The organism is Mycobacterium sp. (genome assembly GCF_046091765.1).
In the GTDB taxonomy this organism is placed as follows: domain Bacteria; phylum Actinomycetota; class Actinomycetes; order Mycobacteriales; family Mycobacteriaceae; genus Mycobacterium.
Genome location: NZ_JBJTCF010000113.1, coordinates 1 through 10876 on the forward strand (window position 1 = coordinate 1; position 10876 = coordinate 10876).

9 protein-coding genes and 2 pseudogenes are annotated in these 10876 nt (G+C 71.4%); 7 read left to right on the forward strand and 4 right to left on the reverse strand.

The genetic code is table 11. From position 1 onward, the window contains the following. Positions 1-1163, reverse strand: a pseudogene (locus ACKOB8_RS12480) (hypothetical protein); the annotation flags it as partial. 134 nt (positions 1164-1297) lie between these two features. Between ACKOB8_RS12480 and mmuM the strand changes: the two are divergent. From mmuM to ACKOB8_RS12510, 6 genes are all read left to right on the forward strand, one after another. Next, positions 1298-2167 (forward strand): homocysteine S-methyltransferase, encoded by an 870-nt coding sequence (gene mmuM / locus ACKOB8_RS12485; protein ID WP_526377677.1) that lies wholly within the window; start codon positions 1298-1300, stop codon positions 2165-2167. A gap of 24 nt (positions 2168-2191) precedes the next feature. Further along, a complete protein-coding gene (locus ACKOB8_RS12490; RefSeq protein ID WP_526377679.1) occupies positions 2192-3394 on the forward strand; it encodes a PGRS repeat-containing protein in 1203 nt (400 codons plus the stop codon). An 81-nt stretch (positions 3395-3475) separates the two neighbouring features. Continuing rightward, on the forward strand, positions 3476-3724 hold the full coding sequence (locus tag ACKOB8_RS12495) for a type II toxin-antitoxin system Phd/YefM family antitoxin (RefSeq protein WP_526377681.1): 249 nt from the start codon (positions 3476-3478) through the stop codon (positions 3722-3724). Then, on the forward strand, positions 3721-3975 hold the full coding sequence (locus ACKOB8_RS12500; RefSeq protein WP_526377683.1) for a Txe/YoeB family addiction module toxin: 255 nt from the start codon (positions 3721-3723) through the stop codon (positions 3973-3975). The genes ACKOB8_RS12495 and ACKOB8_RS12500 overlap by 4 nt, the downstream gene beginning before the upstream one ends. 70 nt (positions 3976-4045) lie before the next feature. Next, on the forward strand, positions 4046-5500 hold the full coding sequence (locus tag ACKOB8_RS12505) for an MFS transporter (protein WP_526377691.1): 1455 nt from the start codon (positions 4046-4048) through the stop codon (positions 5498-5500). Positions 5501-5573: 73 nt separating this feature from the next. Further along, complete coding sequence (locus tag ACKOB8_RS12510) at positions 5574-6377, forward strand: DUF7229 domain-containing protein (protein WP_526377685.1); 804 nt, start codon at positions 5574-5576, stop codon at positions 6375-6377. Between the two features lie 7 nt (positions 6378-6384). Here ACKOB8_RS12510 and ACKOB8_RS12515 read toward each other — a convergent pair whose 3' ends face one another. After that, positions 6385-6834 (reverse strand): hypothetical protein, encoded by a 450-nt coding sequence (locus ACKOB8_RS12515; protein ID WP_526377687.1) that lies wholly within the window; start codon positions 6832-6834, stop codon positions 6385-6387. Positions 6835-7137: 303 nt separating this feature from the next. On the opposite strand from ACKOB8_RS12515, the gene ACKOB8_RS12520 reads away from it, so the two are divergent. After that, positions 7138-8517 carry a DUF4185 domain-containing protein gene (locus ACKOB8_RS12520; protein ID WP_526377693.1) on the forward strand — a complete coding sequence of 460 codons (1380 nt, stop codon included), beginning with the start codon at positions 7138-7140 and terminating at the stop codon, positions 8515-8517. Positions 8518-8545: 28 nt separating this feature from the next. On the opposite strand, the gene ACKOB8_RS12525 is transcribed toward ACKOB8_RS12520, so the two are convergent. Further along, positions 8546-10549, reverse strand: coding sequence for an N-acetylmuramoyl-L-alanine amidase (locus tag ACKOB8_RS12525; RefSeq protein ID WP_526377689.1), 2004 nt, complete (start codon positions 10547-10549; stop codon positions 8546-8548). 86 nt (positions 10550-10635) lie between these two features. Next, positions 10636-10852 (reverse strand): annotated as a pseudogene (locus ACKOB8_RS12530) (type II toxin-antitoxin system PemK/MazF family toxin); the annotation flags it as partial. Between the last annotated feature and the right edge of the window lie 24 nt (positions 10853-10876).

Consider the following 10876-nt stretch of genomic DNA (forward strand, 5'->3'; position numbering starts at 1 on the left):
TAGAGGTAGTCGATCGGCGCCACCCCGGTGCGGTAGTTGAAGCTCTCCAGGAACTTGTCGCCGGTGCCGTTGGTCAGCGCCACCGTGCCCAGCGGAGGCTTGCCGTTGACGGTGGTGACGTCGGGCACGATGCCGGTGGTCTGGTCTCCGATGTAGAGCCCCAGATACCGAGGGTCCGAGCCGTCCTTGGGGGCGATCTTCAGGCCCAGGAATCCGGGGGTCGTGGGGGTGATGTTGATCTGGTTTCCGGCGGACGAGACGGTGACCAGCTCGGGCTTGTTGGCCGTCACCGTGTAGTTGCTCGCCGGTCCGGGCAGGGTGAGCGCGAACGGCTTGGCGCTGACGTTGGTCTTGATCCCGTCGGCGCTGTCCTGGTTCGGGTTGACCCGCACGCCCAACTTCGAGTCGCGCGTGTCCAGTTCGGGAATGACGATCTGGGTCGCGCCGTAGTCCGGGGTGTCGGGCAGGAGGCGGCGCACCAGCAGCAGCGCCCCGGCCACGAAGTCGGTGACCGGGTTGGCCGGCAGGGTGGACAGCCAGCCGATCACGCCGTCGAGGAATTGACCGACGCCCTGCAGCGCCTTGGTCAGCGGGTCGGCCAGCATGGCCGTCGGCACGCGGCCGACCCGGTCGCTGGCGGCCGGGACGACCGGGGCGGTCAGCTCGGCGAGGTCGCCGGGTGCTCCGGGAAGTGCGGTGTAGTAGGCCCATTCGGGCTCACCCGGCGCGCCGGGATCGGTGACGACCGGCACATCGACGACGACATCGACGGGATCATCAGCGGAGTCACCGGAGCCAGCCGGGTCCTCGGCCGGAAGGTCGATCAGCAGCAGCGGTGTGGGCTCGACCGGCTCGCTCACCGCGTCGGTGGTGTCCGGGGCGATCGCTTCGGCGGCCCCGGCGGGGATCTCCTGCGCACGGGCCTGGGGCACACTCGCCGCGGCGGAGGCGGCACGGGGTGTGCGTTCGGCGCGAGACTCCCGAGCCGGGCCGCTCGCCCGCGAGGTCGCGGGCCGGGTGGCCGCGGCGCGGGGGTCCGTCGAGGCTGCCGAGGCGCCGTCGTCGGGGGAGTCGGCCAGGGCCAGCCCCGTCATACCGGGCCCGGCCAGCGCCAGCCCGGCCGCGATCGCACCGGCCGCGAAACGGATTCCCAGATTGCTCATCGACCACCGCCGTCCCGCGTCCAGCGACGCGATCTCACCCCTGCCCCGAGGTTAAAAATTTAGTGTTGTGGGTAGGGGCGGGTCAAATCCCCCCCGGGCCGGGCGTGGCGGCGCCCGCGGCGATACTTGACCGCATGGCTCCCCGCGCCGAGCCGAGCCGCATCCAGCGCTTTCGCGCCCTGCTGCGAAGCGGCCCGCACGTCATCGACGGTGGTCTGGCCACCGAGTTGGAGAGCCGCGGACACGACCTGAGCGATGCGCTGTGGTCGGCGCGGGTGCTGGCCGATGAGCCCCAGGAGATCCTGGCCGTGCACCGCGCGTTCGCGGCGGCCGGGGCGCGGGTGCTGGTGTCGGCGAGCTACCAGGTGTCGCGGGAGGGCTTCGTGGCCGCCGGGCGCACGGCCGCCCAGGCCGACGAGGCGCTGCGGGCCGGTGTGGATCTGGCCCGCGAGGCCGCCGGGACGGGTGTGCTGGTGGCCGCCGGGGTCGGCCCGTTCGGCGCGATCCGCCACGACCGCAGCGAGTACCGCGGCCGCTACGGCGTCTCGCGTCAGCGGCTGGTCGACTTTCACGCCGAGCGCCTGGCGGTGCTGGCCGGTGCCGGGCCGGACCTGATAGCCGTGGAGACCGTTCCCGACGCCGAGGAGGCCGACGCGATTGCCGAGGCCCTCGCCGATCACCCCGACCTGCCGGCGTGGGTGTCGTTCAGTTGCCGCGACGGCGAGCGCACGTGCGCCGGTCAGCCCGTCGAGGAGGCCGCCGCCGCCGCGCTGGGCGGGCCGACGGTACTCGCGGTGGGCGTGAACTGCACTGCGCCCGAACACATCGGCACGCTGCTGGCCCGGCTCTCGGATGCCACCGGCGCGCACCTGCTGGCCTACCCCAACGGTGTGGGCGACGTGCGGCAGTGGACGCGCATCGAACGCGTGGCACTGGTGGGCGGGTGCTGTGGGGTCGGCCCGAAAGCGATCGCGGAAATGGCCCGCCGGGTTAGTCTCCCGTGACTTCATCAATTCATGACTCGGGGAGTGGCTACGGCGGATCTCGGCACGGTGGGCAGGGTCGGAGCATTGGCGGTGGCGCTGGGGGTCGGCGCGGCCCTCGCGTCGCTGTCGGCAACGGCGGCAGCGGATACCCCGAAGGCGCCCGACGCCGCCGTGGCCCGCGCGCAGCAAGCGCCGACACCCGTCCCGAACCCCGTCGCCGAGATCATCGGCATCTTCATCCGCAACGGCACCCCCGACCAACCCAACGCCGGGTTGCTGATCGGCAACGGCTACAGCTACGGCACCGTGCCCGGGGACTGCGGGGTTGGTACCTGCAACGGCGGTAACGGCGGCATGCTGTTCGGCAACGGCGGCAACGGGTTCAACGGCGGCAACGGCGGCAGCACCGGACTGCTGGGCAACGCCGGTAGGGGCGGTGCGGGCGCGTTGGGCCAGTCGCGCTTCACCACTTCGGCGGGCAACGCGACCGGCGGTGTGGGCGGTGCCGGCGGGCGCGGGGGTCTGCTGGCTGGTGACGGCGGATCCGGTGGTGACGGCGGCGGATTCATCACCAGTGCCGCTGACATCCAGACCAAGGCCGTGATCGCGGCCGGCAGCGGCGACACCCTCGGCGGAGCCGGCGGCGCCGGCGGCGGATCGACGATCGGCTACAGCGGATACGGCGGCAACGGCGGCAGCGCGCTGGCGGTCGCCGGGGGCACCTCCACCGGGGGTGCCGGCGGGGCCGGCGGTCAGGTGATCCTCTACGGGGCGGGGCTGTTCGGCGGCGTCGGCGGCACCGCGGTGGCCACGGCGGGCAACGCACTCGGCGGCGCCGGCGGCGCCGGCGGCGGGGCGGTCATTCTCGGGCTGCCGGTGGCCAACCCGGTCACCGCCACCTCCGGCGGACTGGGCGGCAGCGCGTCGGTGACGGTCGACCCGACCAAGTCGGCCACCGGCGGTGCCGGCGGTACGGGCGGCGGGGGCGGTCTGCTCACCACCGGCGGTGCCGGCGGGGCCGGCGGCAGCATCCTGGCCGCCGGGGTGCCCAACGTCGGCAAGGCCACCGGCGGTGCCGGCGGCGGCGGCGGTGCGGGAGGCCTGCTGGCCAACGGCGGCGTCGGCGGCAACGGCGGCAACGCCAAGGCGGGCGCTACCAGGACCGGCGGCGCGGGCGGGCCCGGCGGGCGCGGCGGGCGGGGCGGGCAGGCCGGCGCCGACGGCAGCCCCGGATCGACGACCTAGCGGGACGACGTCCGCGCGAGGCGCGGGCGGAGTGCGGTGGATTTCTGAGTGGTACAATTTCTTGTACCACAAGGAGGTTCGGTGGCCATTTCCGCGAGCGAAGCCCGTAAAAATCTGTTCCCGCTGATTGAGCAGGTCAACAACGACCGCGCGCCGGTGGAGATCACCTCCAAGCGTGGCCGCGCGGTGCTCATCGCGGCTGAAGAGTGGGAGGCCTGGCAGGAGACGGCTTACCTGTTCCGGTCGCCGGCCAACGCGCGCCGGCTCCTGGACGCCGCCGAGGCGTTGGATCACGGCAGGGGAGTCCGCGCCGAGCTTGACGACGAGTGAATGTCGTCGTCGCCCCGCAGGCGTGGGAAGTCTACAAGCATTGGCAATCGGTCGATCGATCCCTGCTCAAGCGCATCAACCGCCTCATTACGGAGACCTGCCGCTCGCCCTACGAGGGCATCGGTAAGCCCGAACCGCTCAAGTACGGACTCGCCGGGGCGTGGTCGCGCCGGATCAACGATGAACATCGGATGGTGTATCGGATCTTCCGGGGCGACCTTCAGATCTTCCAGCTGCGCTACCACTACTAGCCGACCCCGGCGGTAGCCTCAGGATGTCGGCGCAGGCCGGGGTGAGGCGGTGGAGCGTGGGGTCGACGTCATAGCCGATCGCCGATCGCCCCGTCTGGCCGCCGAACCCACACCGGCTGTGCTCATCGCCACGCTGAGTCTGGTCGTGCTCACGGTGGCGGTGCTGCAGACCGGGGTGGTGCCCATCCTGGGGGTGATGTCCGAACAACTCGACGTGTCGGTACTCGACATCAGCTGGACGGTCACGGCCAACCTGCTGGCTGCTGCGGCCAGCACCCCGCTCTTGGGCCGGCTGGCCGACCTGCACACCAAGAAGCGCCTTCTGGTGGCGGTGCTGGTGGTGGTGCTGGCCGGTTCGGTGCTGGCGGCCATGACGTCGTCGCTGGCCGCGCTGATCGTCGCGCGCGTGCTGCAGGGAGCGTCGTTCGCGCTCTACCCGATCGGAATCTCGATCCTGCGCGAGGAGTTGCCTGCCGAACAGCTGATGCGCGCGATGGCGGTGCTGTCCGGGGTGCTCGGCTTCGGCGGCGGAGTCGGCCTGGTGATCACCGGGCTGCTGATTCGCGAAGGCGCGGACTATCACCGGACGTTCTGGTTCATGACGGCGTTCTGCGTGGTGGAGCTCATCGCCGTGGTGCTCTTTTTACCCCAAAGACGCTCCCGCGCAACGGGTTCGGTCGACTGGGGCGGTGCGGTGGTCCTGGCGCTGGGATTGTCGGGGCTGCTGCTGGCGATCTCCCAGGGCAACGTGTGGGGCTGGACGTCGGCGCCGGTGCTGGCCAGCGGGCTCGGTGGCCTGACGGTGCTGGTGCTGTGGTGGCGCTGGGAGCGGCGCTGCGCGCATCCGCTGGTGTCCACGCGGATGCTCACGCGCCGGCCGATCCTGTTCACCAACATCGCCACCGTCGCCGTCGGCATGGGCCTGTACTTCGGCTTCCTCGGACTGACCGTCTTCGTGCAGGTGCCCACCGCCAGCGGCTATGGCTTCGGTGCGAGCGTGCTGTGGGCCAGCGTGACGTTCCTGCTTCCCGGCGCCCTCGCCGGGTTCGCCGCCGCCACCCTGGGCGGTCACTACATCGACCGCTTCGGGGCGCGGCCGGTGCTGGTGGCCGGTGCCGCCCTGGGGGTGACGGGGTTCGCGATGCTCGCCCTGGTGCACTCGGTGAGTTGGCAGATCATCGCCGCGGCGATCCTGATCAACGCCTACATCAGCCTGGCCTACGGCGCGCTGCCCGCACTGGTGGTCCGCGAGGTCGAAGCCGGCGAGACCGCGGTGGCCACGTCGATGAACGCCATCGCCCGCACCGTGGGCGCGTCACTGGCCGCGGCGGTGGTGGCGGTGCTGCTGGACCGCACCACCGCCGCCGGCTACCCCCCGGAGAGCACCTTCAGCGCGATCTTCTTCCTCGGCGCGGCGACGGGTCTGGTCGCGATGGTGCTCATCGGCGTCAGCCGGCCGCGGCTGCGCCGGATCAACCCGGCCGAAGAGGCCGAGTCGCGCGCGCTCAACCACGAGTGGGGCTGACGGGCACCCCGGAATTGTCGGTGGTCGTCGTTACCGTTGGGGTGACGGGGTACATCGGCGAAGGGGGAGTTGATTGACGGAGATCCACACCAGCCACGACGTCCTGGTCCTGGGGGACCGCGACACCGTGGGGCGCACCGAGATGCTGGCGGAGAAGGCGGCCGACCAGGGGGCGGTGATCGCCGAGAGCTTCGCGTTCGAGTCCGGCGAGGCCGCCGAGCGCGACAACCTCACCGACGTGCGCGCGGTCGTGTCGGCGCTGAGCCGCGCGATCGCCACCCGCACCGACATCTGGCTGCCCTTCCCGATGCAGGACCTCTGCCGCGAGCAGCACCTGCGCCGGCTGTGCCTGGCGCTGCAGCGCCACGGCCTGAACCTGCTGATGGGGCCCGAGCTGGCGCCGTTCCCGGTGGACGGCGGGTTCAGCGAGATCGACGCGGCGCTGCGCTCGGAGGTGCGCGCGGTCGACGAACTGGACTTCGCGGCGCTGGCCGCCGCCGGCGCGCCCGCGCTGGCCACCCAGATCGAACTGTTCCTGGCGGTGGCCGCCGAGCAGCAGGCCGGCGAGCCCCAGCCCGAGGACGCGCCGCCGGCCGAGGAGGAGCGCGAGTGGTGGGGGCCGAAGTACTTCAGCACCGCCGAGGCCGCGGCCATCCTCGACAAGTCCGCGCAGTGGGTGCTGCGCCGGCTCAAGGACCGGGTGTTCGCCTACCCCGACGGCTCACCGGTGCGGCCGCTGCGTTCCGGGCCGGGCGGGGGGTTCCGCTTCACCGTGCCGATGCTCAAGGCGATGGCGTGGTCGAGCTACCGGCGCGGGGATCTGGACAAGCGCCAGCTGGCGAGCGTGCTGCAGCGCCTGTTCTACGCCGACTGCTGAGACGCGCTCAGGAGCACCAGCCGAACGGGTCGTTCTCGACCGCATTGCCCTGTCCGTCGCCCTTTTCCTGATCTCCCTCGCAGGGCATCCCCGACATCGTCGGCGGCGCCACCGTGCTGGGATCCTGACCCTCCACCATGATGGGGGCCTTCGGGTCGTTGAAGATGGTGTCCGGCCAGCACGCCGCGTGGGTGACGCTGTAGAACTTGTTGGCCCCGCAGTTGGCGCCGGGGTCGCTGAGGGTGACCAGATGATCGACGAAGCTGTCCACCGCGTTGGTGACCGTCTCGGCGACGCACTCGCCGGAGGTGGCGTTGAAATGCTGGTTGGCCTTGCACTTGGTGCCGGCGTAGTCGGAGGTGTCGTCGGCGCGGGCGGGCCCGGGCTGGTGCATCGCGCCCAGCACCGCTGCTGCGAGGACGCTCAGCGCCACACGGCCGGTGCGCCACGGGGACACCCTGGTGGTTTTATACGCCAACACTGCGCCTGTGCCTAGCCCCTGCGATCGGTTGGCGTGACGTGTCATGAGCGGGTCCGGCGCATCGTCTCTCTGCTGACCGGCGGCCCGATCTGGACCACTGCGCCTGGCGCAGCGCACCGGGATGCTGCGCACCGGGATCGGCGGGTAGCGCCGATCTCGACACGGTCACGAAGCCGTACCCATTGCCCCCGGGCTGGTCACATGGACCCCATCCGCCCCTAACGTCACACCGGAGATCCACCGCCGCGGCGGTGCAACGGAAGGTGCGTCGTGTCACCGATGCCGGCAATCCCGGTCAGAACGTCCTCGTGGCTGGCGTGCGCGATCGTTCCCGTGCTGTGCGCGGGACTGACCGCGCCGCCGGCCGCGGCCCTGGGCTGTTCGGGGGCGGCCGCCCAGGCCCAGCCCGGGCCCGGCCAGGACGTGGAGATCCCCAGCCCGGGAAAGATCGCACCGTTCACCCGCCCGATGGGCCACCGACCCGTCGGCGCGAACGAGCAGGCGCCCCCGCCCACCCTCGGACAGATCCTCGCCCGGGCGCTCGGGGTGAACTCCGCGCCGGTGCAGCAGCAGGCCGCGGTGCCGGTGCCGGCACCCAACCCGGCCCCCGCACCGGCGCCGGTGGCCCCGGCGCTGGCGCCGGTGCCCCGTGCGGCGGTGCCGGTCTCCCCGCTGACGCCGGGCACCTCGGTGGTGGGCTGGGTCACCGGACCCGACAGCCCCAACAAGACCGTCGCGAACTTCGCGGTCACCGGCACCGATCTGGGCATCATGTGGGACAACGGCGACCCGGCCAACCACCAGGTGCTGATGGCCTTCGGCGACACCATGGGTTTCTGTGAGGTTCCCGGCGATCAGTGGCGCTACAACGTGCTGATGCGCTCGGCGGACCGCTCACTGGCCGACACCGTGGCGGTCTCCAGTGCCCCGGTGTGGCGCCCGGGCATCGCCAAGCAGATCATCAACACGATCAACGCCGCTCCGGAGGAGACCGCCATCATCCCCACCGCCGGGGTGGGCTACGGCGGCAAGCAGTTCCTCAACTTCATGTCGATCAAGACCTGGGACGGCGACGGCGCCTGGACCACCAACTACTCGGCGCTGGCGGTCTCCTCAGACAACGGCGAGACGTGGGGGGTGTATCCGGGCACCATCCGCAAGCCCGAGGGCGGGCACGAGAAGTTCCAGATGGGCGCGTTCCTGCGGCCCGGGCCGGGTGATCCCTACCTGTACAGCTTCGGAACACCAAGCGGCAGAAGTGGTTCGGCATTCGTCGCCCGGGTCGCGCCCTCGGTGGTGCCGGATCTGAGCCGCTACGAGTACTGGAACGCGGACTCCAACGCGTGGGTGCCAGCCAACCCCGCCGCGGCCACCCCGGTGATCCCGGGTCCGGTGGGGGAGATGTCGGCGCAGTACAACTCCTACCTCAAGCAGTACGTGGCGCTCTACACCAACCGGTCCAACGACGTGGTGATGCGCACCGCCCCGGCACCGCAGGGCCCGTGGGGGCCCGAGCAGATGCTGGTGTCCTCGCTGTTCACCCCCGGCGGGGTGTACGGGCCGTTCTTGCACCCGTGGTCCAACGGCAAGGAGCTGTACTACAACCTGTCGCTGTGGTCGCAGTACAACGTGATGCTGATGCGCACGGTGCTGCCGTAGCTGATCGCCGGGCTGGCGACGAGGGACGTCACCGGCGGTACTGCGCCAGGATGTCCTCGAGGATGAGGAAGTCGTCGGTGGTCCACTGCGCGATGACCGCCTTGTTCGCGGCGCTGTTGATCCCTCGGGCGATCTCGTCCCAGTTCTGCTTGTACGTCTCGAGCACGACCTGGTTCTGGAAGTGGATCTGGAAGGAGAAGATCCCGCTGAGGGTCGTCTGATCCAAGACCGAGGTCACGGGTACCGCGTAGCCCAGCGCCCGCAGTCCCTCCTGGACGCGGGCGATGTCCTCGGGGTTGTTCTCCTGCAGCGCGGACACCACCACCGTCGGGTTGGGCGATCGCGGCAGGAACGAGTAGACCCCGAAGTCATAGGACGTCAGCTCCGGGTAGAGCGAACTCGCGCGGGCCAGCGTCTGCCACGGGAAGTAGGGACCCGGGTCCAACTTGCGGCCGGGCGCCCAGTCCGAGTGACCGATCACGAAGCGCGGGTCGAGGCCCTCGGTGTGCGAGACCAGGATGTCGAGCAGTTCGATGTTGCGCTTGATCTGATCGTCGGGGTAGGGGGTCTTGGCGTCGTTGACGATCTCGATGCCGTAGGACCAGCTGTTCATGTCGTCTTTGAGGATGTCGTCGGCCACGTACGGGTTCAGCGCACTGGTGTAGAGCAGATCACCGCGCCCGGCCTGCCGCGCCCGGAAGTCGGTGGCCACCAGATTCTGGATGAAGGGGAGTTCGATCGGTTGCAGATAGTGCGCGGAGACCCCGCCGTTGGTCAGGAAGATCTCGAGGCTCTTCGCGTAGTTGTCGTAGGTGTAGTGCTCGATGATCCACAGCGGTGTGCCGTCGTTGTTGCGATCACTGAAGTTGTTGACGACGCCAGGCTGGGGGTCCTTGTCGCGCTCGTTGGTGATCGAGGGCCAGGTCCGCAGGTAATCGGTCCGCAACAGCTGAGTGCCCGGCGTTCCGGCGGTGCCGCCCGGCCCGCCGGGCCCGCCCAGGCCCGCGGTCCCGTCGGCCGAGCCGGCGCTGCCCGCACCTCCGGCCCCGCCGCTGCCCGCACCGAATCCCCCTCCGGGACCACCGCTTCCGCCGGCACCGCCGTCGCCGCCCGCCGCCCGGGTCGCCAGGAGTATCGCGGTGCGGCCCGCGCCTCCGCTGCCGCCCTCGCCGCCCTGGCCGCCCTCGCCGCCGGCGAAGCCCTCGGCACCGCTGCCGCCCACGCCGCCTGCGCCGCCTGATCCGCCTGTTCCGCCGGAGCCGAGGAGGGAACTGCCGTCTCCGCCGCCGCCGCCCGCACCCCCGCTGCCGCCGGTACCGCCGTCGCGCTGTCCGTCAAGGATGCTGAGCCCGGGACCGCCGGTTCCGCCCGGGCCGCCGGCGCCGCCGTCGCCCGCCACCGACAGCAGCCCCGCCCGGCCGCCGGCTCCGCCCCGGCCGCCGGGCAGTCCGAGCGCCCCGGTGCCGCCGGCTCCGCCCCGGCCGCCGTTGCCGGCCAGCAGTCCGCCGGTGCCGCCGTCGCCGCCGGCACCGCCCTCGGTCAGGGAGTCCCCACCGTTGCCGCCGTTGCCGAACCAGCCGGAGGAACCTCCGCTGCCGCCGTTGTAGCCGCCGCCGCCATTGCCGACCAGCCCGCCCCTGCCGCCGTTGCAGGCACCGCTGGTGCACACCCCGCCGTAGCCGGTCCAGGTGTAGCCGTTGCCCAGCAGGATTCCGGCATCAGGGTTGTCGGCGGTGCCGTCGCCGATGAAAACCCGGAGCAGGGAGCCGGCCTGGTTCGGCGACGGCCGAACGCTTGTCCGCGCCGATGGAACGGCGGGCTGCGCGTCGGGTCGGGTGATGCGGGCCCGAGGTCCGGCCGGGCGCGCCGCTGAGGCGGGTCGCGCCGCGTGGGTCGTGCTCGCCGCGGACGCCGGGGCCGACTCGGGGGTCTCGGCGGCGGCGGTGTCAAGCAGTTGGGGGACGCTGAGCGCCGCCAGGCCCAGCCCGAAGGCCAGCACCCCGGCCCGCACGGCCCGCACGATTTCCGCCACGGCTGCCACCTCTCCCGCCGCCCCGGGACGTCGCTAAAGATTGAGCGAAACACTAGCCAGCGGCTGACAACGCCGTCAAACGGCTGGCCGCGGTCTACCTCATGCTTCAGATGAAGTGGCAGCGACGCGACTCGATCGGTGAGGTCGGTCTTGTTCAGTGTGACCAACGCCTTGACATTGACCACCAAATCGCGGGGAAGACCCGAGGCGGTTGTGGGCAGGAACACGTTACCGACTCGACTGCACCAGCAAAACCGGGCGGCGCTTGGCCGGCCGACTCCCCGCGGGGTCTCCGAGATCTGCCTAGTGGATGTCGCCGCGTCCGAT